Origin of the sequence: Ancylobacter sp. (assembly GCF_965229075.1) — a bacterium.
GTDB lineage: Bacteria > Pseudomonadota > Alphaproteobacteria > Rhizobiales > Xanthobacteraceae > Ancylobacter.
On sequence record NZ_CBDDIO010000001.1, the window covers coordinates 1034039 to 1056896 of the forward strand.

Genomic DNA, 22858 nt, shown 5'->3' on the forward strand with positions numbered 1-22858 from the left:
ACGAGCCCGGCGGGAGCGAGTGGGCCGCGTAGCTCAGCTGGATAGAGCAGCCGCCTTCTAAGCGGCAGGTCGCTGGTTCGAGCCCAGCCGCGGTCGCCATCCTCGCAGCGCGCGCTGTCCCCGCGGCGCGCCTCTCCCGAGTTTCCCATGCCCCGGCTTCTTCGTCTTTATCTCGCCGGACCGGACGTGTTCCGTGCGGATGCCGCCGAACAAGGGGAGCGGCTTCTGGCGCTTTGCGCCGCGGCGGGTGCCGAAGGGCTTTTTCCGCTGCACGCCGACGGCGTCGACATTCGCCGCGCCTGCCTGGAGATGCTCGACGCGGCGGATGCCGTGATCGCCGACATTACCCCGTTTCGCGGCACGCATATGGACCCGGGCACGGCGTTCGAGATCGGCTATGCCGAGGCGCGCGGCACGCCGGTGTTCCTCTGGTCCGCCGATCCCCGTCCGCTAAGGGAACGCCACCCGCCCGGTGCCGATGGGCGGGACGGGGAGGGGTTTCTGGTCGAGGACTGGGGCAAGACTGAAAATCTGATGATCGTGCCCGATGGCCGCGCCGTCGGTTCCAGCGCCGAAGATGCGATCGCCGAAGCCGTCGCGGCGCTTGGCTTCACCGTGCGCAATCGCGATCTGCAGCGGCGCACGCGCCGCGCCGTCGCGGTCGCCCTCGCCGTCAGCCTGGCCGCCGCCCTGCTCGCCGGCACCGTCGCCAACCGTTTGATCGGGTGGTAGCACGGGGCGGGCGGCATGCATTCGCCCTCTGTTGTCTTGGGCGTTTGCCTGCGCGCAAAGTCGTGAACGGAACCTTTTTCGCTGCGTCGCCGTTGTCAGCCCGAACGGATCGGAATTCACGTTCCGGTCTAGAAGCAAAAGCCTGCAGACGACGGAGATAACATCATGCGCAAGCTGCTTCTTGCCTCTGCTACTCTGGGCATTCTCGCCGCCGGCGCGGCCGGCACCGCCTTCGCCGACCCGAATTATCGCGGCCAGGTCTATGAAGGGCGCAACGCCTATGTGGGCGAGCGCTATTATGGCGAGCCCGTCTACAACGCGCCGGTGCGCGCGCCGCTTGGCCCGTCCTATGGCTACGAGCCCTCTTATGCCGATCCGTGGTACATGCGCGGCGATCAGGCCATCATCAATCAGGAGCGGGTGAACGATCGCAGCGAGCGCTGATCCCCCTGCAAATAGTCACGGAACGGGCGAGCCATGGGCTCGCCCGCTTTCGTTTGTAAGCCGATGCGGCTTGACGGGCGGTGTCGCGGCTTTCTTCAATGGCGCCGGGCCACCCGCGCCTTTCGGAGACCAGCATGACCAAACACGCCGCCACCCCAACGGAACTCCTCTCGCATGAGGAACGGCTCGATCGGCTGGGCGCCGTCGCCGTCCATGTCGGGCTTGGCCTGCAGCCCGGGCAGGAACTGGTGATGACAGCCTCGCTCGACGCGCTGCCGCTGGTCCGCCGAATCACCGAGCACGCCTACAAGGCCGGGGCCAGCCTCGTCACCACGCTGTTCAGCGACGAGGAGGCGACGCTGATGCGCTTCCGCAACGCGCCCGACGACAGTTTCGACGCTGCCTCGGCCTGGCTCTATGAGGGCATGGCGAAGGCCTTCGGCGCCGGCGCGGCGCGGCTCGCCATTTCCGGCGAGAATCCCTCGCTGCTGGCCAATGAAGACCCGGACAAGGTGTCGCGCGCCAACCGCGCGCGGTCGAAGGCTTATATGCCGGCCCTCTCCCATATCGCCAATTTCGACATCAACTGGACCATCGTCTCCTATGCCTCGCCGGCCTGGGCCAAGGCGATGTTCCCCGACGACCCTGAGGACATCGCGGTGGCGAAGCTCTGGCACGCCATTTTCGCCGCCTCGCGCGTCGACGCGCCCGATCCGGTGGCGGCGTGGACGGCACACAACGCGGAACTGCAGGCGCGCACCGCGCGGCTCAACGGCCAGCGCTACGCCGCCCTGCGCTTCCGGGGGCCCGGCACGGACCTCACCGTCGGCTTGGCCGATGAACATGAATGGGCGGGCGGCGCCTCGCAGGCGAAGAACGGCATCGTCTGCAACGCCAACATCCCGACCGAGGAAGTCTTCACCACGCCGCACAAGGGCCGGGTGGACGGCTATGTCGCCAGCACCAAGCCGCTGTCCTACCAGGGCACGCTAATCCAGGACATTGCCGTGCGCTTTGAGGGCGGGCGGATCGTCGAGGCCCGCGCCCGCACCGGCGCCGACGTGCTGAACAAGGTGCTCGACACCGACGAGGGGGCCCGCCGGCTGGGCGAGGTGGCGCTGGTGCCGCATTCCTCGCCGATCTCCAAGAGCGGGCTGCTGTTCTATAACACGCTCTATGACGAGAACGCCGCCAGCCACATCGCGCTTGGCCAGTCCTATTCCAAGTGCTTCATCAACGGCGCCAATCTGACGCCCGACGAGCTGGCGGCGCGCGGCGCCAATGCGAGCCTCATCCATATCGACTGGATGATCGGTTCCGGCGAGGTCGATGTCGACGGCATCACCGCCTCCGGCGCCGCCGAGCCGGTGATGCGCGCGGGCGAGTGGGTGTAACAAGACGCCGGCAGGAGGGGGCCGCTTCCTGATGTCGTGGAACTATGGTCAAGTCCCCCGGCCTGGTGGCCGGCCGATTCCGGTTGCCGGACGGGGGAGACTATGATGTGTCGTTGGCGCGCCTGGTGGAAAGGGCTTCCCGCCCTTGCCGTGCTGGTGGCGCTCGCCGTTACGTTCGCGCGGGCGCCGGTGGAGGAGGACCTGACGGAGCGGGCGGAGACGCTGCTGTCGGTCATCGGCGAATCCTGGGCTCATGCGCGGTTCGAGGGCCGCAACGCGCTGCTCGAAGGTGAGGCGCTCTCCGAGGAAGCACGGATCAAGGTCCGCTATGAGCTTGCCCGCCTCTCGGGCGTGCGCGTGGTGGAGGATCGCACGACGCTGCTGCCGGAGCGCCGTCCCTTCACCTTCAGTGCCATACGCGACGGCAGCAAGCTGCATCTCGAAGGCTATGTGCCCTCCTCCTACGCCCGCCGGCGCATTGCCGAGGCCGCCGCTGCCATGGCGCCGGGCGTGGTGGTGACGGGCGAGAAGGAACTGGTGCGGGCGCGCGGCGTGCCGGCCGGCGACTTTATTGGCGTCGTGGCCTTCGGCATCGAGCAGCTCGCCAAGATGCCGGCGGGCCGCATCACCCTTTCCGACAATGCCTTTTCCATTGAGGGGCGGGCACCGGACTTCGCCAGCTATGACGCGCTGGAAGTCACCGTGCGCAGCGAGCTGCCGAAGGATTTCGAGCTGGCGCGCTTCGCCGTGCTGCCGCCCATCGTCTCGCCCTTCATCTGGTCGGCGGCGCGCGAGCGCGACGGTGACGTGACCCTCTCCGGTTACATTCCGCTCGGCGATGCACGGCGCGCATTGCTCGATCTCGTGCGCGGGGCCATGCCGGGTGCGGCGATTTCCGACCGGCTGCGCCTTGCCGACGGCGCACCGCCGACCGAAGGCTGGCTCAAGGCCGCCGCCTTCGCCCTCGCTCAGCTGGGGCGCCTGCCCAACGGCACGGTGACGCTCTCGGGCACCACCATCGCCATCGAGGGCACCGCGCCGGACTTCGCCGCCTATGACGCCATGTCGGCAGCGCGGCGCAACCTCCCCGAGGGCTATACGCTCACCCGTTTCGCGGTTGAGCCGCCGCGCGTCGATCCCTTCGTGTGGGGCGTGCAGCGCACGGCGAACGGCCTGCGACTGACCGGCTTCGCGCCGTCCGAGGAAGCCAAGCGGCTGGTGTTCGACGCGGTGCGCGGCGATTTCCCCGGCGTGCCCGTCAGCGACGAGATGCGCATCGCCATGGGCGGTCCGCCCGGCGAGGCCTGGGTGGCGGCGACCAGCTTCGGCATCGACCAGCTGTCGCGGCTGCGGCAGGGCTCAGTGCGCGGCCATGGCACGACGCTCGCCATTTCCGGCGAGGCGCTCGACGCGGCGGCGTTCCTCACGGTGCGGGCGGCGCTGGAACAGTCGCCGCCAAAGGGCTTCACCCTGCGCAGCGATGTGCGGCCGCCGGTCGTCTCGCCCTATGTATTCAGCCTGCGCAAGGACGCGGACGGGCTTACCCTGTCGGGTTTCTTCCCGTCACCCAGCGAGCATGAGCGCCTGGTGGAAGCGGCCAAGATCCAGTTCCTCGGCGACCGGCTGAACGACGTGTCGGCAATCGCCCAAGGCGCGCCGCAGGGCTTCACGGCGGCGGTGATGACGGCAATGCGCCAGCTCTCGCGGCTCGACAGCGGCGAGGTGCGCTTTGACGACGCCCAGTTGAAGGTGACGGGCACGGTGCTCTACCCCGAGGCGGTCGCCTCGGTCCGCGCCAATCTGGCGGCGGGGCTGCCCTCCGGCTTCACGCTGGATGTCGTGCTCAGTGTCGCGCCGCCGGCGCCGCCGCTGGATGCGGCAGCGTGCCAAAGCCTGATCAGCCATCTCATGGATAAGGGCAGCATCTCCTTTTCCGCGAGCGATGCCGCCATCGAGCCTGCGAGCTTCGGCCTGCTCGACCGGGTCGCTGCGGCGGCGGCGCGCTGCCCGGAGGCGCTGATAGAGATTTCCATCCGCCAGCCGGACACGGATGCGGCGACGGCGACCGCGCGGGCGCAGTCGCTGGTGCAGTATCTTGCCGCCGCCGGCATCGCCCCGGACCGGCTGACCACCGGCGAGCGGCCCTCGCTCGCCGCGCAGAGCCCGGACGCGGCGGTCCCGCCCGTTGCGGCCGGTGTGCAGCTGATCGTGAGGTGAGCCATGCTGTTTCTGGCGTTTGAACTCTGGCCCTATCTGGCTGCGTCCCTCGCCCTTGGCCTTGTCACCGGCTGGTGGAGCGGCTGCAGCCCCGCGCGCCGGCGCGCGGACGCGGCCAACGCCGGAAAGGACGCGGCATGACGCCCTTCGCCATCGACGTGACGATACTGATGGTCACGACCTATCTGGGCGGCTGTGTCGGCGGCTGCTGGCTGCGCCGCCTGCTGCGCGGGCGCGGGCCAGCCTGAAGCCGGCGCCGCCTCTCGATCAGAGCCGCGAGCCGCGCAGATCCGCCTCGATCTGCAGCGGGGCGCGCGAGCCGAAGCGCGACTTGTAGACCTGCGCATTCTCCATCACCCGCTGCACATAATTGCGAGTCTCGGAGAAGGGGATGCGCTCCACCCAGTCGATCGGGTCGACCGAGGGGTCGCGCGGGTCGCCATAGGCGGCGATCCACTTCGCCACATTGCCGCGCCCGGCATTATAGGCGGCGAAGGTCAGCACATAGTTGTTCTGGTAATTGTCGAGCAGGCTGCGCAGCTCGGCTGCGCCGAACTGCACGTTCACCGCCGGCACGGCGAGCCGCTTGGGGTCGAGCGTGGTGCCGGTGCGCCGGGCGATGGTAGCGCCGGTGGCCGGCATGACCTGCATCAGGCCCGTGGCCCCGGCGCTCGACCGGGCGGAGGGGTTGAACATGCTCTCCTGCCGGGCGATGGCGTAGACCAGCGAGCGGTCGACATCCTCGGTGATCGGCCGGTACTCGGGAATGCCGAAAGTGGGATAGGCTTCCGCCTCCAGCGGAATGCCGCGATTGAGCGCCACCTTGCCGATCATCGTCACGGCGCGAGCGTCGCCCTGCTGCTTGGCAAGTTCCGCCAGCAGGCCGAGCTGCGCCGCATCCGGCAGGCGTTCGGCGAGGTCATAGCCGAGGGCGATGGAGAGGTTCGACTTGTCGAGCTTCTCCAGCAGGCGGAAGATCATCACGCCTTCGTCGCGGTTGAAGGCGTTGCGCTGGGCGGCATTGGCGGCGGGCGCCGATTCTACCTTTACCTTGCTGTTGCCGAGACGTGATGCCGCCAGCTGTCCGTAATAGGCGGTGCCGTATTGCGCGGCCGTGGCGTATTGCGAGCGGGCATTGGCGGTGGAGCCCAGCGCCTCATAGGCGCGGCCCTGCCAGTAATAGCCGCGCGACACCGTCGCCGGGTGGGTCTGGTTCTCCGGCACCTTGGAAAAATGCGCCAGCGCGGCCTTGGGATCATTGAGGTAGCGCAGCGCCAGCCAGCCGGCGGTGAAATGCGCGTCGGCCCGCATATGCTCGTCTTCGGGCACGGCAGCCTCGCGCGCCACCTTATAAGCGGTGCGGGCATCGCCCTTGTCGAGCAGGCCCCGCGCCACCAGCCGGCGCTCCACCCACCACTCGTCGGGATCGACCAATAGGCCGGGGTCCTTCGGCGCGCTGGAAAGGGTGCGGGCGGCGGCGGCATGGTCGCCATTGCGCCGCTGCATCTTGGCGAGGGTGTAGAGATAGGCCGGGTCGGAGCGCAGCGAGGCCGGCACGGCGGCGAGCAGCTTCGCCACGTCGCCCTTGCCGGTAGAGAGCGCGATGCGCGCCCGCGCCAGCGCCGTCACATCGTCGCCTGCCCGCTGGGCGGCGCGCAGGCCGCGCTCGGCATCCTCGTTATAGAGCAGCTTGTCGGCGCGGTATTTGTGGTCAGTGCGGGTCAGCAGGCCGCCGAACTCCACCATGACCGTCGATTCGGTGTCGGAGGCGAGCGGGTCTTCCTGCCAGGCGTTGCGTAGCCAGGCCGCGCCGGCCTTCTGGTCGCCGGCGGCGAACAGAGCGCGGGCGAGCGCGACCTTGCCTTCGCCGGAATAGGGCGCCTGCTCGGCGAAGAAATTGAGAATCGTCTGCGGGTCCTTGTTCTCGACATAGAGCAGATATTCGAGCCGGCGGCGCAGCACGATCGGTGTCGGCAAGGTGGGATGGGCGCGCAGGATGGCGACGGCGCGGTCATAGCCGACATCGCGCGCGGTGACGCGCAGCGCCAGCCAGCGCACTAGCGCCTGCGCGCCGGGGTCGCGCATCTGGTCGGCAATGGCGAGCGCCTGCGCGCTCTGGCCCTTGTCGATGAGATCGGTCGCGGTCTTGATGTCGCCGGTGACACCGGCAAGGGACGAACTCGCCGCCCCCGCCGCCATCGCCATGCCGCCGGCAGCGGAGGCGGTCGTGACCTTCGGAGAGACGTTGATCTTCGGCTTGGCGGCCGGCGTCGGCGCGGGCTTCTTCGCCGCCGTCTTCTGGTCCTTGGCGCTGGCGGGCTTCGGCGCCGGGGTCGGCGTCGTCGCCTCGGCGACTGACGGCAGGAAGGCGGCCGAGCCGAGCAGCAGCGCGGTGGCAAGAGTCAGGGCGCCGCGCGGCCGGCGGCGCGTCCCGTTCGCGGAACGCGGCGAAAGCGGATGATCATTCGCGCACTCGTTCATGACGGCGGACTCTCCTGACAGACGGAACAGACCCCGCGCGGGCCGTTTCCGGTCGGCTGGGCAGCTTCAGTTGTCGCGCGATCTTATTGACGAAACGCTAACCACAACCGGCGCGTCATGTCGCCCGCTCCGCAGCCCAAGCGGCAATCTAGCCGCGCAACCCGGCAAAACGGGGGCAGGGCGCCCGCGCCCGGCGGGGTTTGCCGGGCTTTGCCACGCGAAGTGCCAACAATGCCCTTCCTTCGGCCGCGTCGACGCGATATCTGATGCCCCCTCGCCGCATTGTGCCAAGGGCATGCTGCGCGACAAGAAAGATCGAGCTTCAGGAGCGCTCCATGTCCCACCCGCTGCCCTTCCGTGGATCCTTTACGGCGCTTGTGACGCCGTTCCGCGACGGCGCCGTGGACGAGAAAGCGTTCCGCGACCTCGTCGACTGGCAGATCGAGGAAGGCATCCACGGCCTCGTGCCGGTCGGCACGACCGGCGAGAGCCCGACCGTCTCCCACGACGAACACAAGTCCGTGGTCGAATGGACCGTCGCCCAGGCGGCGGGCCGGGTGCCGGTGATTGCCGGCGCCGGCTCCAACAACACCATCGAGGCGATCGACCTCGCGCGCCACGCCGAGAAGGCCGGGGCGGACGCGGTGCTGGTGGTGACGCCCTATTACAACAAGCCCGGCCAGGAAGGCCTGTATCAGCACTACAAGGCCATCAACGACGCCATCGGCCTGCCGATCTACATCTACAACATTCCCGGCCGGTCGGTGGTCGACATGTCGGTGGAGACGATGGCGCGGCTGGCCGAGCTGAAGAACATTGTCGGCGTGAAGGACGCGACGGCCAATCTCGCCCGCGTCAGCCAGCAGCGCCAGGCGATCGGCCCCGGCTTCAACCAGCTGTCGGGCGAAGACGCCACGGCGCTTGCCTTCATGGCGCATGGCGGCGATGGCTGCATCTCGGTGGCGTCCAACGTCGCTCCCAAGCTCTGCGCCCAGCTGATCGAGGCCTGCATCGCCGGCGACTACACCAAGGCGCTGGAGTTGCAGGACCGGCTGTTCCCGCTGTTCCAGGCGCTGTTCGTTGAAACCAACCCGAGCCCCACCAAATATGCGTTGAGCGTTCTCGGCAAGATCGTCGATGAGGCGCGCCTTCCCATGGTGCCGGTCACCGAGAAGACCAAGGAAACCGTGCTCGCGGCGATGCGCCACGCCGGAATCCTCAACTGACGTCAGATCGGGGCGCGCGCTCCGGTTCGGAGCAAAGCGATGGCTGAGAAAAAGACAGAACAACGCAAGGTCGTCGCCGACAACCGGCGAGCGCGTTTCGACTATGAGATCGGCGAGGTGTTCGAGGCGGGCATTGCGCTGTCGGGCACCGAGGTGAAGAGCCTGCGCGGCGGCCGCGCCACGGTGGCGGAGAGCTATGTCTCCGCCAAGACCGGCGAGGCGATCATCTACAACACCTTCATCCCGGAATATCTGCAGGCGAACCGCTTCAACCACGAGCCGCGCCGGCCGCGCAAATTGCTGCTGCACAAGCGCCAAATCGCCAAGATCTGGCAGGCGGTGGAGCGCGAGGGCATGACCGTGGTGCCGCTGCGCATCTATTTCAACGAGCAGGGCCGGGCCAAGGTGGAGATCGCCATCGCCCGCGGCCGCAAGGCGCACGACAAGCGCGAGGCACTGAAGGCGAAGGACTGGGCCCGCGACAAGCAGCGCCTTCTGCGCGACCGGGGCTGACACCCGCTCCCGCTCATAAACAAAAGAAAAGCCCGGCGCTTGGCCGGGCTTTTTGATTCGCTCTGTCGGGCCGCTCAGTCCTTGGCGCGCTCGACATAGGAGCCGTCGGCGGTCATGACGACAATGCGGGTGCCGACCGCGATGTGCGGAGGCACGGCCGAGCGCACGCCGTTGGAAAGAATGGCGGGCTTGTAGGAGGAGGACGCCGTCTGGCCCTTCATCGCCGGCTCGGTTTCCACGACTTCGAGCACCATGCGCTGGGGCAGTTCGATGGCGATGGCAACGCCCTCATGCACCGAGAGATGCACCTGCATGCCGTCGCTCAGATAGGCGGCCTGCTCGCCGATCACATCCGGCGACACCGCGATCTGGTCGTAGTTCTCCGGGTTCATGAAGTGGAAGCCTTCACCGTCCGAATAGAGGAAGGTGTAGGGCCGGTCCTCGACGAGCGCACGCTCCACCTGCTCGGTGGTGCGATAGCGCTCGGAGACTTTGGTGCCGTCGGAGATGCGGCGCATGTCGAGCTGGGTCACCGGGGTGCCCTTGCCGGGGTGGATGTTGTCGGCGGTGAGCACGACATAGAGCTTGCCGTCGATGTCGACCACGTTGCCCTTGCGCAGCGTGCTGGCGATGACCTTGACCATTGCGGTCCTCTGGCTGTTGGGTGCGCCGCCTCGCGCGGGGCACCGCTGGGATTCCGTTGGGGCCTCCTATACAAGCGCGCCCGTCTTCCGCCAACCCCGCCGCAGGCGCATCCGCGCGCCGGAGAGCCGTCATGTCCGTTGCCGCTTCCCCCTGGTGGTATCCCGCGCGCCATGCCGACCGGCGCCCCTTCCTCATCGCCCGCCAGCGGCTTCAGGCGGCGCTGCGCGACTTTTTCGCGGCGCGGGACTTCATCGAGGTGGAGACGCCGATCCTGCAGGTGTCGCCCGGAAACGAGACGCATCTCAAGGCCTTCGCCACCGAGCTGGAGCGCCCGGATGGGGAGCGCACGCCGCGCTATCTCCACACCTCACCCGAATTTACCGCCAAGAAGCTGCTGGCGGCGGGCGAGGCGCGGCTGTTCACCTTCGCCCGCGTTTTCCGCAATGGCGAGCGCACAGCGCTGCACCATCCCGAGTTCACGATGCTGGAATGGTACCGCGCCCGGGAGACCTATGAGGCGCTTATGGCCGATTGCGCCGCGCTGCTAGCACTGGCGGCGGAGACCGCCGGGGCCGACGCTTTCCATTACGGCGGCAAAGCCTGCGACGTTACCCACGAGCCGGAACGGCTAACCGTTGCGGAGGCGTTCGACCGGTTCGCCGGCATCGACCTCATGGCGACGGTGGGGGTGGATGCGAATGACCGCGACGCTCTCTGGCATGCGGTGCGGGAGTCGGGCATCCGCGTCGCGGCGGACGACACATGGGCGGATGTCTTCACCCGCGTCATGGTCGAGAAGATCGAGCCGCATCTCGGCGTCGGCCGGCCGACCATCCTCTGCGAGTACCCGATTTCGGAAGCCGCGCTGGCGCGGCCGAAGCCGGCCGACCCGCGCGTCGCGGAGCGCTTCGAGCTTTATGTCTCTGCGGTCGAACTCGCCAACGCCTTCGGCGAACTCACCGATGCCGCCGAACAGCGGCGCCGCTTCGTCCAGTGGATGGATGAGAAGGAACGACTTTACGGCGAGCGCTATCCGATCGACGAGGATTTCCTCGCCGCTCTCGCGCAGATGCCGGAAGCCTCGGGCATCGCGCTCGGCTTCGACCGGCTGGCGATGCTGGCCTCCGGCGCGCGGCGGGTCGAGGACGTGCTGTGGGCGCCAGTCGCGCCCTGACCGCTCAGCCCAGCGTGTCGATATGCGCCCGCACCTTGGCGAAGACGGCGTGGAACATCTCCGTCGTCAGCACGCCAGTGTTCGTATTGTAGCGGGAGCAGTGATAGCTGTCGAAGAGCACGAGATCGCCCAGCCGGTGCACGGCGCCATGGGCGAATTTGTGGTGCGACAAGCGCTCGCCATGCGCCGCCAGCACCTGGTCATGGGCGATCTTGCCCAGAGCGACGATGGCACTGAGGCTCGGCAGCAGCCCGATGGTGGCAGAGAAGAAGGGGCGGCAGGTGCGGATCTCGTCCGTGGTCGGCTTGTTCTCCGGCGGCACGCAACGCACGGCATTGGTGAGCCGCGCATCCACCAATCTCAGCGAATCGTCCGGCCGGGCCTCGAACCTGCCGGTGGCGAAGCCGAACTTGATCAGCGTCGAGTAGAGCAACTCGCCGGCATAATCGCCGGTGAACGGGCGGCCCGTACGGTTGGCCCCACGCAGCCCCGGCGCCAGGCCGACAATGAGCAGGCGCCCATCCTCCGGCCCGAAGGAGGGCACCGGAGCGTTGTGCCAGCCGGGCTCCTGCGCGCGCCAATGGTCGCGAAAGGCGACGAGGCGCGGGCAGAGCGGGCAGTCGCGCGGCGGCTCCGGCGCCGCCACTACCGGTGAAGCGTCGAGAACGGCGCCCATAGGCGTCAGGAGTCCGCTGCGTCGTCATCCGGGGCGGGCGCGGGCGCGCGGCGTTCCAGAAAGCGCGGCGTCTCCTGCATGCGGCCGGAACGGTCCGCCGGGTCGCGGCCAACCTTGGCCTGCAGGTCCACGAGATCGAGGAACACGTCGGCCTGACGGCGCAACTCGTCGGCGATCATCGGCGGCTGGGTATGGATGCTGGACACCACCGTCACCCGCACGCCCTTGCGCTGAACCGCCTCCACCAGCGAGCGGAAATCGCCATCGCCGGAGAACAGGACGATATGGTCGACATGGTCGGCGAGCTCCATGGCGGCGACCGCCAGCTCGATATCCATATTGCCGCGCACCCGGCGCCGACCCTGGCTGTCGGTGAATTCCCGCGCCGGCTTGGTGACGACCGAGTAGCCATTATAGTCGAGCCAGTCGAGCAGCGGACGGATCGAGGAATATTCCGTGTCTTCGACGAGCGTGGTGTAATAGAAGGCGCGCAGAACATAGCCGCGCCCCTGAAACTCCTTCAAAAGCCGCTTGTAGTCGATATCGAAACCGAGAGACTTGGTGGCGGAGTACAGATTTGCCCCGTCAATGAAGAGGGCGATCTTTTCCATGCCGTTGACCATAATGAGAAAATACCCGGACTGATAAATGTGCGATGACCCCCGCCGGCAAGCGCCGATGCCGGGAACCGTCCACTCCATAGACATAACCGATTTATGGCGGCGGCGAGACGACGGTGGCGCTTGTCCGCCAATTTTGATCGAGGGAAGGTGAGGGCAGGGCGGCGCATGCGGGCCGGGAGCGCTTGCCCCTTCGGCCGGATTGGTTTAAGGACCCGGCTTCCTTTTCCCGTCAGGAGTGCCGAAGCATGGCTCGCGTCACCGTCGAGGACTGCATCGACAAGGTCGACAATCGCTTCGAGCTGGTCCTTCTTGCCGGCCATCGGGCGCGCGCCATCGCGTCCGGCGCGCCGATCACGGTTGACCGTGACAATGACAAGAACCCGGTCGTCGCCCTGCGCGAGATCGCCGACGAGACCGTCTCGCCGGAGGATCTGCGCGAGGAACTGATCCACTCGCTCCAGAAGTTCACCGAGGTGGACGAGCCGGAGCCCGAGACCGTTCCGATGATCGCCTCCCAGTCGTCGAGCGGCGACGATTCCGATGTCATGCTCGACCGCATGACCGAGGAAGAGCTGCTCGCCGGCCTGCAGGGGCTGGTGCCGCCTGAGCCGAGCGACGACGACGAAGGCTGATACGGCGTTCGGGCGATCGCCCTTATCCCACCGTCACGGCCCGGCCCTGCGCCGGGCCGTTTCCGTTTTGCCTGCCATTTCCGCGACATGCGGCTTGCGCTGGCCGGCCTTGCGGATGATATCTAGCTCAGCGGCCACCCCGGCCGATCCTTCTCGCGAGTCCCTGTCATGATGCGGCAGTACGAGCTCGTCGAGCGCGTGCGCCGGTACAATCCCAATACCGACGAAGCGCTGCTTGACCGCGCTTACGTCTATGCGATGCGCGCCCACGGCACGCAGAAGCGCGCCTCCGGCGATCCCTATTTTTCGCACCCGCTCGAAGTCGCCGCCATCCTGACCGACCTCAAGCTCGACGACGCCACCATCGTAGCGGCGCTGCTGCACGACACGATCGAGGATACCGACGCCACCCGCGACGAGATCGACAAGATCTTCGGCCACCAGATCGGCGCCTTGGTCGAGGGCCTGACCAAGATCAAGAAGCTCGACCTCGTCTCCAAGCAGGCGAAGCAGGCGGAGAACCTGCGCAAGCTGCTGCTCGCCATCGCCGACGATGTGCGGGTGCTGCTGGTCAAGCTCGCCGACCGCCTGCACAATATGCGCACGCTCAAATGGGTGCCGGAGGAGAAACGCTCCCGCGTCGCGCAGGAGACGCTGGACATCTATGCGCCGCTCGCAGGGCGGATGGGCATGCACGACATGCGCGAGGAGCTGGAGGATCTCTCCTTCCGCCAGCTTTCGCCCGAGGCCTATGATTCGATCCTCGGTCGGCTGCAGGCGCTGAAGGAAAGCAATGGCGAGCTCGTCGCGGCGATTGAGCGAGAACTCTCCGACGCCATCGCCCAGAAGGGCATCGGCGCCCTCGTCACCGGCCGGCAGAAGCGCCCGCACTCCATCTGGCGGAAGATGGAGCGCAAGTCGGTCGCCTTCGAGCAGCTGTCCGACATTTACGGCTTCCGCATCATCGTCGAGACGGTGGAGGAGTGCTACGCCGCGCTCGGCGTCGTTCACACGAAGTGGCCGCTGGTGCCGGGGCGGTTCAAGGACTATGTGTCGACGCCGAAGCAGAACGATTACCGCTCCATTCACACCACCGTCGTCGGGCCCGGCCGCCAGCGCGTCGAGCTGCAGATCCGCACCCGGCAGATGCACGAGATCGCCGAATACGGCATCGCCGCGCACGCGCTCTACAAGGATACAGGCGGGTCGGACCCGCTGACGCGCGAATCCAGCGCCTATGCTTGGCTGCGCCGCACCATCGAGTTGCTGGCGGAGGGTTCAAGCCCGGAAGAGTTCCTGGAGCACACCAAGCTCGAACTGTTCCATGACCAGGTGTTCTGCTTCACCCCCAAGGGGCGGCTGATCACCCTGCCGCGACGGGCCACCCCGATCGACTTCGCCTACGCCGTGCATACCGGCGTCGGCGACCGGGCGGTGGGCGCGAAGATCAATGGCAAGATTTCGCCGCTGGTTTCCGAACTGCAGAATGGCGACGAGGTGGAGATCATCACCGCCGCCGGGCAGACGCCGCCGGCGGCGTGGGAATCCATCGTCGTCACCGGCAAGGCGCGCGCCGCGATCCGCCGCGCCACCCGCGCCGCCGTGCGGGCGCAATATGCCGGGCTCGGCAAGAAGATCGTCGAGCGCGCCATTGTGCGGGCCGGCAAGGTGTTTTCCGAGGAAAAGCTCGCCGCCTCGGTCGGCCGTCTCGCCCGCGCCTCGCTGGAGGATGTCTATGCTGCGGTCGGGCGAGGGGAGATGCGCTCCGACGATGTGGTCAAGGCGGTTCACCCGGAATGGACCGGCCCGCGTCCCGAGGAGCGCGCGGCGTTGAAGGGCGAGGGCTGGTTCGAGCTGGAGAAGGGGCAGAGCCTCAAATTCAAGATCCCCGGCATCGAGAGCGATCCCGATCCGCAGACCGCCATTCCCATTCGCGGCATCAACCGCGAACTGCCGGTGCGTTTCGCGCCCAATGGTGGCGCCGTGCCGGGTGACCGCATCGTCGGCATCCTCTCGCCGGGCGAGGGGATCACCATCTACCCCATCCAGTCGCCCGCGCTGCAGGATTTCGAGGAGGAGCCGGAGCGCTGGCTCGATGTGCGCTGGGATGTGGAGGAAGACGACCCGCAGCGCTTCCCGGTGCAGATTGTCGTCGTCGCCACCAATGAGCCGGGATCGCTGGCGCAGATCGCCCAGGTGATCGGCGAACGCGACGGCAATATCGAGAATCTGCGCATGTCCTCGCGCTCGGCCGATTTCACCCGGATGGTGATCGACATCGGCGTCTACGACCTGCGTCATCTCAACGGCATTCTCAGCGATCTGCGCGCCCGCCCTGTCGTGTCGAGTGTCGAACGCGTGAACGGCTGATAAAGGAACTGTTAACCCTGATCGGCGTTTCCTCGGCAGTCCCATGACGCCATTGCAGGAGACACCGATGACCGAACAGATTCAGGCCAATGTCCGTATCGTGTCGGGTGCCGCCAAGGCGTTCTGGGGGCGGCTTGCCGGCGATGCGCACCGCGTCGCCAGCGCCCGTGTCGAGCAACTCGCGGGCGAAGCCGCGCTTGCCTGTGCCAAAGCCCGCAGCCGCGCGGGACGCGAGGGTGCGGTCGCCCGCGCCTGAGCGTGACGGACGGGTGACGTGACGAGCCTTATGGGCTATCACGCCACCCATTCCGTAACCTGCTCCGGGCTTTCGCGATGACACAAGACGAGGTGGTGGCCGAGTTCCGTGCGGCGGGTGCGCTGCTGGAAGGGCATTTCATTCTCTCCTCCGGCCTGCGCAGCCCGGTCTTTTTGCAAAAGATGTTCATCTTCCAGGACCCGGTGCGGACCGCGCGCCTGTGCAAGGCGCTGGCGGACAAGGCCGAAGCCGCGTTTGGCAAGATCGATTATGTGGTCTCGCCCGCTGTCGGCGGCATCGTGCCCGGCTATGAGACGGCGCGGCAGCTTGGCGCCATGGCGGTGTTTGTGGAGCGCGAAGGCGGCACCTTCCAACTGCGCCGCGGTTTCACCATTCCGCCCGAGGCGAAGGTGCTGATGGTCGAAGACATTATCACCACCGGCCTGTCGTCGCGCGAATGTCTCGCGGCCATTGCCGAGCACACCTCCAATGTCGTCGGCGCCGCCTGCCTGATCGACCGTTCCAACGGTAAGGCCGACCTTGGCGTCCCGCTGGTGGCGCTGGCGAAGCTCGATATTCCCGCCTATCCCGCCGATGCGCTGCCGCCTGAACTGGCGGCGCTGCCGGCGGTGAAGCCGGGTTCGCGCGGCATTCAGGGGGTGAAGGCGTGATCCCCCTCGTTCCCCCCATCCGCCTCGGCGTGAATGTCGACCACGTCGCCACCATCCGCAATGCGCGGGGCGGCGACCTGCCTGACCCCGTGCGCGCCGCTCAGCTGGCCTGCGCTGCCGGGGCCGACGGCATCACCGCGCATCTGCGCGAGGACCGTCGCCATATTCGCGACAGCGACATGCGTCGCCTGCGCGAGCAGCTGACGGTGCCGCTGAATTTCGAGATGGCGGCGACCGACGAGATGGTCGCGATCGCGCTGGAACAGCGCCCGCATGCCGCCTGCCTGGTCCCGGAGCGGCGCGAGGAGCGCACCACCGAAGGCGGCCTCGACGTCATCGGCGGCGGCATCGATCTCGCCCACAAGGTGGAAAAGCTCGGCGCGGCCGGCATTCGCGTCTCGCTGTTCGTGGCCCCGGATGCCGAGCAGATCGCCCGCGCCGCCGATATCGGCGCGGCGGTGATCGAGCTTCACACCGGGGCGTGGTGCGAATTCCTTGCCGCCGGTGCGGCCGACAAAGCAGAGGCCGAACTGGCGCGGCTGATCGCGGCCGCGGGGCAGGGCAGCGCGCTGGGGCTGGAAATCCATGCCGGGCACGGGCTCGACTTCGCCACGGCGGAAGTGATGGCGGCCATCGAGCCGATCCGCGAACTCAATATCGGTCATTTCCTCATCGGCGAATCCATCTTCATCGGGTTGGAAGGCGCGGTGCGCCAGATGCGCACGGCGATGGCGCGCGGGCGGGCCCGTATCGGGGCGCCGCAAGCGGCGTGAGGGAGAGCAGGGCGTGATCCTCGGCATTGGCTCGGATATCACCGACGTGCGGCGCGTGGCCGAAGTGCTGGAGCGGCACGGCGAGCGCTTCCTTGACCGGGTGTTCACCCCGGTGGAACGCGCCAAGTCGGATCGCCGGGCCCGCCGGGCCGAGAGCTATGCCAAGCGCTTCGCCGCCAAGGAGGCCTGCGCCAAGGCGCTCGGCACCGGGCTGGCGCAGGGCGTGTTCTGGCGCGACATGGGTGTCGTCAACCTGCCCTCCGGCCGGCCGACCATGAATCTCACCGGCGGCGCCAAGGCACGCCTCGACGCGATGACGCCCGCCGGCCATGAGGCGCGCATCGACCTGACCATCACCGATGACGGCCCGCTGGCGCAGGCCTTCGTCATCATCAGCGCGGTGCCGATCTCCAGCGGCGGATAAGCCGCCCTGCCGGCGCGTCACCTCGTGCGATCGTGAGCGGGGCGCGTTGCCGCCGCTGGTTTGAGCGGCTATAGGAGCCGCACGGCCGCCTCGCGCGGCGCATGCCGTGCCGCTGAGCGCACCGGAAGGCAACATGACGTCCACCACCGAACCGAAGAAGCAGGAAGGCGGCCTCGGCGAAACCGTGAAGGTCATCCTTCAGGCGTTTCTGATCGCCCTGCTGATCCGCACCTTTCTGTTTCAGCCCTTCAACATCCCCTCCGGGTCGATGAAGGAGACGCTGCTGGTCGGCGATTATCTCTTCGTCTCCAAATACAGCTATGGCTACAGCCGCTTCTCCCTGCCGCTGTCGCCGCCGCTGTTCGACGGCCGCATTCTCGGTTCCACGCCCAATCGCGGCGATGTGGTGGTGTTCAAGCTGCCGCGCGACGAGAGCACGGATTACATCAAGCGGGTGATCGGCCTGCCCGGCGACGAGATCCAGATGATCGGCGGGCTGCTGCACATCAATGGCGTGCCGGTGAAGCGCGAGGATGCCGGCTACTGGATGGACGACGAGGGCAATGGCCGGGTGGAGCGCGTGAAGCGCTGGACCGAGACGCTGCCCAATGGGGTGAGCTACTACACGCTCGATCTCGTCGAGAACGGCTTCTACGACAATACCGATGTCTACAAAGTGCCGCCCGGCCACTATTTCATGATGGGCGACAACCGCGACAATTCCACCGACAGCCGCGTGCTGAGCCAGGTCGGCTATGTCCCCTATGAAAACCTGATCGGCCGCGCGCAGATCATCTTCTTCTCGGTGAAGGAAGGCGACGCGGCCTGGCAGTTCTGGAAATGGCCGTGGACGGTGCGCTGGGACCGTCTGTTCTCCTTCGTGCGATGACGCGCGGCAAGAACCGCGTCACCGACGACGCCGGCCTGGAGACGCTGGAAGCGGCTCTTGGCCATGTCTTCGCCGACCGCGCGCATCTGCGGCTCGCGCTGACGCACATCTCCTCGGTGACGGGCGTGCAGGGCTCGAAGGCGCGGGTGCGCTCCTATCAGCGGCTCGAATTCCTCGGCGACCATGTGCTGGGGCTGATCGTCTCCGACATGCTCTACCGCGCTTTTCCGCAGGCGGAAGAGGGCGAGCTGTCGCGGCGCCTCGCCGATCTTGTCTGCGAGGAAGCCTGCGCCGAGGTGGCGCTCGCCATGGGGCTCGGCCCGCATCTACGGCTCGGCGCTGGCGAGGACCGCTCCGGCGGGCGCGAGCGCCCCGCCATCCTCGCCGATGTGGTGGAGGCGGTGCTGGCGGCGGTCTATCTCGACGCCGGCTTCGCCGCGGCGGAAGCGATGGTGGAGCGCTTCTGGCGCGCCCGCCTCTCCACCCCCGGAAGCTCCGCCCGCGACCCCAAGACCGCCTTGCAGGAATGGGCGCAGGGGCGGGGCCTGCCACCGCCGCATTATCGGCTGGTCGAGCGTTCCGGGCCCGACCATAATCCCGAATTCCGTATTGCCGTCGACGTGCCGGGCTTCGAGCCGGTCGAGGCGACCGGCTCCTCCAAGCAGAACGCTCAGAAGACCGCCGCTGCGGCGTTTCTCCAACGGGTCACAGCATGAACGACACCATCGAAGAAACACCCGAAGCAACGGCCGAGACCACACGCTGCGGCTTTGTCGCGCTTATCGGCACGCCCAACGCCGGCAAGTCGACGCTGACCAACGCGCTGGTGGGCACCAAGGTCTCCATCGTCTCGCACAAGGTGCAGACCACCCGCGCGCTGGTGCGCGGCATCGCGATCGAAGGCGCGACGCAGATCGTGCTGGTGGACACGCCCGGCATCTTCGCGCCGAAGCGCCGGCTGGAAAAGGCGATGGTGCGCTCCGCCTGGAGCGGGGCGGGCGACGCCGACGCCGTGGTGCTGCTGATCGACGCCCGCGCCGGCCTGACCGAGGACGTGCAGGCCATCATTCGCGGGCTGGCGGATGTGAAGCGACCGCGCGCGATCCTGCTCAACAAGATCGACCTGGTGAAGCGTGAGAGCCTGCTGGAACTCGCCGCCAAGGTCGCCGAACTCATCAGCTTCGACCGGCTGTTCATGGTCTCGGCGCTGGCCGGTGATGGGCTGAAGGAACTGCGCCAATGGCTGGCGCAGCTGCTGCCGCTCGGCCCCTGGCTCTACCCGGAAGACCAGATTTCCGACGCGCCGATGCGCTCCCTCGCGGCCGAGATCACCCGCGAGAAGCTGTTCCACCGGCTGCATGAGGAGCTGCCTTACCGCTCCACTGTCGAGACGGACTCCTGGCAGGAGCGCAAGGACGGCTCGGTACGCATCGAGCAGACCATTTTCGTCGAGCGCGAAAGCCAGCGGAAGATCGTGCTCGGAAAGTTGGGCGAGACCATCAAGGCCATCTCCATGGCGGCGCGCAAGGAACTGACCGAGATCGTCGAGGCGCCGGTGCACCTGTTCCTGTTCGTCAAGGTGCGCGAGAACTGGGCGGACGATCCCGCCCGCTACCGCGAGATGGGGCTGGAATTCCCGCAGGAGTGAGGCCGCCCGATGGAGTGGTCCGACGAGGGCATCATTCTCGGCGTGCGGCGGCACGGCGAGGCCAATGCCATCGTCGAACTGATGACCGCCGCACATGGCCGGCATCTGGGCCTGGTGCGCGGCGGCGGGTCGCGCCGTCAGGCGGCGGCGCTGCAGCCAGGCAATGAGGTGCGGGCGAACTGGCACGCCCGACTGGACGAGCATCTCGGCACCTTCGCGCTGGAAGTGACTGCCGCCCATGCCGGCCGGCTCATGGCCAGCGCCCATTCCGCCTTCGCGCTCAGCCACATCGGCAGTCTTGTTCGCCTGCTGCCCGAGCGCGATCCGCACCCGGCGCTGCACGCCATGCTCGCCACCATGATCGCCCATCTCGACCATGAACGGCTCACCGGCATGATGATCGCCCGCTTCGAGCTGACCATGCTGGCCGAACTCGGCTTCGGCCTCGATCTGGAGCGCTGTGCCGCCACGGGCGGGCGCAACGACCTGCTCTATGTCTCGCCGAAATCCGGCCGGGCGGTGAGCCGGGACGCCGGCGCGCCCTGGCAGGCGCAGCTGTTCACCTTGCCCTATTTCCTCATCGCCGAGGTCGCCGAGCCGCCGCTGCCGGAGGACGTGGAGGCGGCCTTCGCGCTGACCGGCCATTTCCTCGCCCGCCGTGTGTTCGATCCGCGCGGCCTGCCACTGCCCGATGCCCGCGCCTCGCTGCTCGCGGCGCTGAAACGGCCCGGTGGATAGCTTTGAGGCCGCGCGTTCGCGTCTTGTTCCCGCCTGCGCTTCGCGGTAGCAAGGGGCATGGGTGAGCCACCGATTCCGACCGATGATGGCACGATCGAGCCGATCGGGCTGAAGGCGGCGCTTGAAGAGCGCTACCTCGCCTATGCGCTGTCGACCATCATGCACCGCGCCCTGCCGGATGCGCGCGACGGGCTGAAGCCCGTGCACCGCCGCATTCTCTACGGCATGCGCCTGTTGCGGCTCGACCCCGGCGGCGGCTTCCGCAAGAGCGCGAAGATCGTCGGCGACGTGATGGGCTCGTTCCACCCGCACGGCAACGCGGCGATCTATGACGCCATGGTGCGTCTCGCCCAGGATTTCTCCCAGCGCTACCCGCTGGTCGACGGCCAGGGCAATTTTGGCAATATCGATGGCGATAACGCCGCCGCTGAACGCTACACCGAAGCGCGCCTCACCGAAGTGGCGCGGCTGATCCTCGATGGGATCGACGAGGACGCGGTCGATTTCCGCCCGAACTATGACGGCACGACGGAAGAGCCCGTGGTCATGCCGGGCGCCTTCCCCAATCTGCTCGCCAACGGCTCCACCGGCATCGCGGTGGGCATGGCGACCTCGATCCCGCCGCACAACGCGGCCGAGCTGATCGACGCCAGCCTGCACCTGATCGAGAACCCGAACGCCACCACCGATGACCTGCTGAAATTCGTCCAGGGTCCGGATTTTCCCACCGGTGGCGTCATTATCGAATCGCCGTCCTCCATGGCCGACGCCTACGCCACTGGGCGCGGCGGCTTCCGGCTGCGGGCGCGCTGGGAGAAGGAAGAGACCGGGCGCGGCACCTATGTCGTCGTCGTCACCGAGATTCCCTATGGCGTGCCGAAATCGCGCCTCGTGGAGAAGATCGCCGACCTGCTGAACGAGAAGAAGCTGCCGCTTCTCGCCGATGTGCGGGACGAGAGCGCAGAGGATGTGCGCCTCGTGCTCGAACCGCGCGCGCGACATGTCGACGCCGAACTGCTGATGGAAAGCCTGTTCCGCGTCACCGAGTTGGAGACGCGTTTCCCGCTCAACATGAACGTGCTGGTCGGCGGGCAGGTGCCGAAGGTGGTGAGCCTCGTCGAGGCGCTGCGCGAATGGGTCGACCATCGCCGCGAGGTGCTGCTGCGCCGCTCCCGCCACCGCCTCGCGGAGATCGAGCACCGGCTTGAAGTGCTGGGCGGCTACCTCATCGCCTATCTCAATCTCGATGAGGTGATCCGCATCATCCGCGAGGAGGACGAGCCGAAGCCCGCGCTGATGGCCCGGTTCGCGCTGACCGATGTGCAGGCCGAGGCCATCCTCAACATGCGCCTGCGCAGCCTGCGCAAGCTCGAGGAATTCGAGATCCGCAAGGAGCATGACGCCCTGTCCAAGGAGAAGGACGGGCTGGAGAAGCTGCTCGGCTCGGAAGCGCGCCAGTGGAAGGCGGTTGCCGGCCAGCTGGCGGAGACGCGCAAGCGCTTCGCGCCCGACACGCCGCTCGGCCGCCGCCGCACCACCTTCGGTGAGGCGTCCGCCCACAAGGCAGACGCGGTGATCGAGGCGCTGGTCGAGCGCGAGCCGATCACCGTCGTGGTATCGGAAAAGGGCTGGATACGGGCGCTGAAGGGCCATGTGGCCGATCTTTCCGCGCTTGTCTTCAAGGGCGATGACCGGCTGAAGATCAGCTTCTTCACCGAGACGACGGCCAAGCTGCTGGTGTTCGCCACCAACGGCCGCTTCTACACGCTTGACGCTTCGAAACTGCCGGGCGGGCGCGGCCATGGCGAGCCGCTGCGGCTGTCCATCGAGCTGGAGCAGGAGGCGGACATCCTCCACGTGCTGCCCTATGTCGGTGGCCGGCGCCTGCTGGTGGCGGCGAAGGAGGGGCGGGGCTTCCTCGTGTCCGAGGATGACTGCCTCGCCAATACCCGCAAGGGCAAGCAGGTGCTGGGCGTCGACGCGCAGGAGGCGGCCAAGGTCGTGGTGGCGACGGGCGATAGCGTCGCGGTGATCGGCGAGAACCGCAAGCTGCTGGTGTTCCCGCTGACCCAGATCCCGGAAATGACACGTGGACGCGGCGTGCGGCTGCAGCGCTACAAGGACGGCGCGATGAGCGACGTGAAGGTGTTCGCCGCCGCCGAAGGCCTCACCTGGACCGACACGTCCGGCCGCACCTGGACCGTGACCGATCTCACGGAATGGCGCGGCGAGCGCGCCGGCGCCGGCCGCCTGCCGCCCAAGGGCTTTCCGCGCAACAACAGGTTCGGCTGAGGCGGCGCGGACGCGGCACCCGTCGTCAAACCGGAAGAAC

General features: G+C 67.6%; 23 protein-coding genes and 1 tRNA gene. 20 read left to right on the top strand and 4 right to left on the bottom strand.

The genetic code is table 11. From position 1 onward, the window contains the following. Window positions 1–22: 22 nt before the first annotated feature. From ACO07Z_RS05120 to ACO07Z_RS05145, 6 genes are all read left to right on the top strand, one after another. Window positions 23–99, top strand: a tRNA-Arg gene (locus tag ACO07Z_RS05120). Between the two features lie 48 nt (window positions 100–147). Continuing rightward, a complete protein-coding gene (locus ACO07Z_RS05125) occupies window positions 148–732 on the top strand; it encodes a nucleoside 2-deoxyribosyltransferase (protein WP_421697688.1) in 585 nt (194 codons plus the stop codon). A gap of 165 nt (window positions 733–897) precedes the next feature. After that, on the top strand, window positions 898–1176 hold the full coding sequence (locus tag ACO07Z_RS05130; RefSeq protein WP_421697689.1) for a hypothetical protein: 279 nt from the start codon (window positions 898–900) through the stop codon (window positions 1174–1176). A 134-nt stretch (window positions 1177–1310) separates the two neighbouring features. Further along, the gene (locus ACO07Z_RS05135) at window positions 1311–2570 is read left to right on the top strand and encodes an aminopeptidase (RefSeq protein WP_421697690.1); all 1260 of its coding nucleotides are present in this window, start codon (window positions 1311–1313) and stop codon (window positions 2568–2570) included. Window positions 2571–2672: 102 nt separating this feature from the next. Then, complete coding sequence (locus tag ACO07Z_RS05140; protein WP_421697691.1) at window positions 2673–4787, top strand: flagellar motor protein MotB; 2115 nt, start codon at window positions 2673–2675, stop codon at window positions 4785–4787. Between the two features lie 3 nt (window positions 4788–4790). Beyond that, entirely contained in the window at window positions 4791–4928 is a 138-nt protein-coding gene (locus ACO07Z_RS05145) for a hypothetical protein (protein ID WP_421697692.1), read from the top strand. 126 nt (window positions 4929–5054) lie between these two features. Here the strand turns inward: ACO07Z_RS05145 and ACO07Z_RS05150 are convergent, their stop codons facing one another. Continuing rightward, the gene (locus ACO07Z_RS05150) at window positions 5055–7268 is read right to left on the bottom strand and encodes a transglycosylase SLT domain-containing protein (protein WP_421697693.1); all 2214 of its coding nucleotides are present in this window, start codon (window positions 7266–7268) and stop codon (window positions 5055–5057) included. Window positions 7269–7603: 335 nt separating this feature from the next. On the opposite strand from ACO07Z_RS05150, the gene dapA reads away from it, so the two are divergent. Beyond that, a complete protein-coding gene (gene dapA, locus ACO07Z_RS05155; RefSeq protein ID WP_421697694.1) occupies window positions 7604–8494 on the top strand; it encodes a 4-hydroxy-tetrahydrodipicolinate synthase in 891 nt (296 codons plus the stop codon). Window positions 8495–8533: 39 nt separating this feature from the next. Continuing rightward, window positions 8534–9007, top strand: coding sequence for an SsrA-binding protein SmpB (gene smpB, locus ACO07Z_RS05160; RefSeq protein WP_244376725.1), 474 nt, complete (start codon window positions 8534–8536; stop codon window positions 9005–9007). A 74-nt stretch (window positions 9008–9081) separates the two neighbouring features. Here smpB and efp read toward each other — a convergent pair whose 3' ends face one another. Then, window positions 9082–9651, bottom strand: coding sequence for an elongation factor P (gene efp, locus ACO07Z_RS05165; RefSeq protein ID WP_421697695.1), 570 nt, complete (start codon window positions 9649–9651; stop codon window positions 9082–9084). 131 nt (window positions 9652–9782) lie between these two features. On the opposite strand from efp, the gene epmA reads away from it, so the two are divergent. After that, window positions 9783–10826 carry an EF-P lysine aminoacylase EpmA gene (epmA, locus tag ACO07Z_RS05170; RefSeq protein WP_421697696.1) on the top strand — a complete coding sequence of 348 codons (1044 nt, stop codon included), beginning with the start codon at window positions 9783–9785 and terminating at the stop codon, window positions 10824–10826. A 4-nt stretch (window positions 10827–10830) separates the two neighbouring features. Here epmA and ACO07Z_RS05175 read toward each other — a convergent pair whose 3' ends face one another. Both ACO07Z_RS05175 and ACO07Z_RS05180 read right to left on the bottom strand, forming a co-directional pair. Continuing rightward, on the bottom strand, window positions 10831–11502 hold the full coding sequence (locus ACO07Z_RS05175; protein ID WP_421697697.1) for a uracil-DNA glycosylase: 672 nt from the start codon (window positions 11500–11502) through the stop codon (window positions 10831–10833). Between the two features lie 5 nt (window positions 11503–11507). Continuing rightward, window positions 11508–12125 carry an NYN domain-containing protein gene (locus tag ACO07Z_RS05180; protein WP_421697698.1) on the bottom strand — a complete coding sequence of 206 codons (618 nt, stop codon included), beginning with the start codon at window positions 12123–12125 and terminating at the stop codon, window positions 11508–11510. 245 nt (window positions 12126–12370) lie between these two features. On the opposite strand from ACO07Z_RS05180, the gene rpoZ reads away from it, so the two are divergent. The 11 genes from rpoZ to parC all read left to right on the top strand — a co-directional run bounded on the left by rpoZ (window position 12371) and on the right by parC (window position 22818). After that, window positions 12371–12757, top strand: coding sequence for a DNA-directed RNA polymerase subunit omega (gene rpoZ / locus ACO07Z_RS05185; protein ID WP_244376720.1), 387 nt, complete (start codon window positions 12371–12373; stop codon window positions 12755–12757). A 168-nt stretch (window positions 12758–12925) separates the two neighbouring features. Continuing rightward, window positions 12926–15127: a RelA/SpoT family protein gene (locus ACO07Z_RS05190; protein WP_421697699.1), complete on the top strand. Its 2202-nt coding sequence runs from the start codon at window positions 12926–12928 to the stop codon at window positions 15125–15127. A gap of 67 nt (window positions 15128–15194) precedes the next feature. After that, a complete protein-coding gene (locus ACO07Z_RS05195) occupies window positions 15195–15383 on the top strand; it encodes a CsbD family protein (protein ID WP_244376718.1) in 189 nt (62 codons plus the stop codon). Between the two features lie 77 nt (window positions 15384–15460). Next, window positions 15461–16054 carry an orotate phosphoribosyltransferase gene (gene pyrE, locus ACO07Z_RS05200; protein WP_421697700.1) on the top strand — a complete coding sequence of 198 codons (594 nt, stop codon included), beginning with the start codon at window positions 15461–15463 and terminating at the stop codon, window positions 16052–16054. Next, the gene (locus ACO07Z_RS05205) at window positions 16051–16827 is read left to right on the top strand and encodes a pyridoxine 5'-phosphate synthase (RefSeq protein ID WP_421697701.1); all 777 of its coding nucleotides are present in this window, start codon (window positions 16051–16053) and stop codon (window positions 16825–16827) included. The genes pyrE and ACO07Z_RS05205 overlap by 4 nt, the downstream gene beginning before the upstream one ends. Window positions 16828–16840: 13 nt before the next feature. Continuing rightward, a complete protein-coding gene (gene acpS, locus ACO07Z_RS05210) occupies window positions 16841–17251 on the top strand; it encodes a holo-ACP synthase (RefSeq protein WP_244376715.1) in 411 nt (136 codons plus the stop codon). A gap of 133 nt (window positions 17252–17384) precedes the next feature. Beyond that, window positions 17385–18140: a signal peptidase I gene (lepB, locus tag ACO07Z_RS05215; protein ID WP_421697702.1), complete on the top strand. Its 756-nt coding sequence runs from the start codon at window positions 17385–17387 to the stop codon at window positions 18138–18140. After that, window positions 18137–18856, top strand: coding sequence for a ribonuclease III (gene rnc / locus ACO07Z_RS05220; protein WP_421697887.1), 720 nt, complete (start codon window positions 18137–18139; stop codon window positions 18854–18856). The genes lepB and rnc overlap by 4 nt, the downstream gene beginning before the upstream one ends. Beyond that, the gene (era, locus tag ACO07Z_RS05225) at window positions 18853–19788 is read left to right on the top strand and encodes a GTPase Era (RefSeq protein WP_421697703.1); all 936 of its coding nucleotides are present in this window, start codon (window positions 18853–18855) and stop codon (window positions 19786–19788) included. The genes rnc and era overlap by 4 nt, the downstream gene beginning before the upstream one ends. Window positions 19789–19797: 9 nt before the next feature. Continuing rightward, a complete protein-coding gene (gene recO / locus ACO07Z_RS05230; RefSeq protein WP_421697704.1) occupies window positions 19798–20526 on the top strand; it encodes a DNA repair protein RecO in 729 nt (242 codons plus the stop codon). 57 nt (window positions 20527–20583) lie between these two features. Beyond that, window positions 20584–22818 (top strand): DNA topoisomerase IV subunit A, encoded by a 2235-nt coding sequence (gene parC / locus ACO07Z_RS05235; protein WP_421697705.1) that lies wholly within the window; start codon window positions 20584–20586, stop codon window positions 22816–22818. Window positions 22819–22858: the final 40 nt, after the last annotated feature.

Bases quoted from the DNA above. Each gene is read 5' to 3' on its own strand.
- ACO07Z_RS05125 (WP_421697688.1), top strand. From the start codon at position 148: ATGCCCCGGCTTCTTCGTCTTTATCTCGCCGGACCGGACGTGTTCCGT.
- ACO07Z_RS05130 (WP_421697689.1), top strand. From the start codon at position 898: ATGCGCAAGCTGCTTCTTGCCTCTGCTACTCTGGGCATTCTCGCCGCC.
- ACO07Z_RS05135 (WP_421697690.1), top strand. From the start codon at position 1,311: ATGACCAAACACGCCGCCACCCCAACGGAACTCCTCTCGCATGAGGAA.
- ACO07Z_RS05140 (WP_421697691.1), top strand. From the start codon at position 2,673: ATGATGTGTCGTTGGCGCGCCTGGTGGAAAGGGCTTCCCGCCCTTGCC.
- ACO07Z_RS05145 (WP_421697692.1), top strand. From the start codon at position 4,791: ATGCTGTTTCTGGCGTTTGAACTCTGGCCCTATCTGGCTGCGTCCCTC.
- ACO07Z_RS05150 (WP_421697693.1), bottom strand. From the start codon at position 7,268: ATGAACGAGTGCGCGAATGATCATCCGCTTTCGCCGCGTTCCGCGAAC.
- dapA (WP_421697694.1), top strand. From the start codon at position 7,604: ATGTCCCACCCGCTGCCCTTCCGTGGATCCTTTACGGCGCTTGTGACG.
- smpB (WP_244376725.1), top strand. From the start codon at position 8,534: ATGGCTGAGAAAAAGACAGAACAACGCAAGGTCGTCGCCGACAACCGG.
- efp (WP_421697695.1), bottom strand. From the start codon at position 9,651: ATGGTCAAGGTCATCGCCAGCACGCTGCGCAAGGGCAACGTGGTCGAC.
- epmA (WP_421697696.1), top strand. From the start codon at position 9,783: ATGTCCGTTGCCGCTTCCCCCTGGTGGTATCCCGCGCGCCATGCCGAC.
- ACO07Z_RS05175 (WP_421697697.1), bottom strand. From the start codon at position 11,502: ATGGGCGCCGTTCTCGACGCTTCACCGGTAGTGGCGGCGCCGGAGCCG.
- ACO07Z_RS05180 (WP_421697698.1), bottom strand. From the start codon at position 12,125: ATGGTCAACGGCATGGAAAAGATCGCCCTCTTCATTGACGGGGCAAAT.
- rpoZ (WP_244376720.1), top strand. From the start codon at position 12,371: ATGGCTCGCGTCACCGTCGAGGACTGCATCGACAAGGTCGACAATCGC.
- ACO07Z_RS05190 (WP_421697699.1), top strand. From the start codon at position 12,926: ATGATGCGGCAGTACGAGCTCGTCGAGCGCGTGCGCCGGTACAATCCC.
- ACO07Z_RS05195 (WP_244376718.1), top strand. From the start codon at position 15,195: ATGACCGAACAGATTCAGGCCAATGTCCGTATCGTGTCGGGTGCCGCC.
- pyrE (WP_421697700.1), top strand. From the start codon at position 15,461: ATGACACAAGACGAGGTGGTGGCCGAGTTCCGTGCGGCGGGTGCGCTG.
- lepB (WP_421697702.1), top strand. From the start codon at position 17,385: ATGACGTCCACCACCGAACCGAAGAAGCAGGAAGGCGGCCTCGGCGAA.
- rnc (WP_421697887.1), top strand. From the start codon at position 18,137: ATGACGCGCGGCAAGAACCGCGTCACCGACGACGCCGGCCTGGAGACG.
- era (WP_421697703.1), top strand. From the start codon at position 18,853: ATGAACGACACCATCGAAGAAACACCCGAAGCAACGGCCGAGACCACA.
- recO (WP_421697704.1), top strand. From the start codon at position 19,798: ATGGAGTGGTCCGACGAGGGCATCATTCTCGGCGTGCGGCGGCACGGC.
- parC (WP_421697705.1), top strand. From the start codon at position 20,584: ATGGGTGAGCCACCGATTCCGACCGATGATGGCACGATCGAGCCGATC.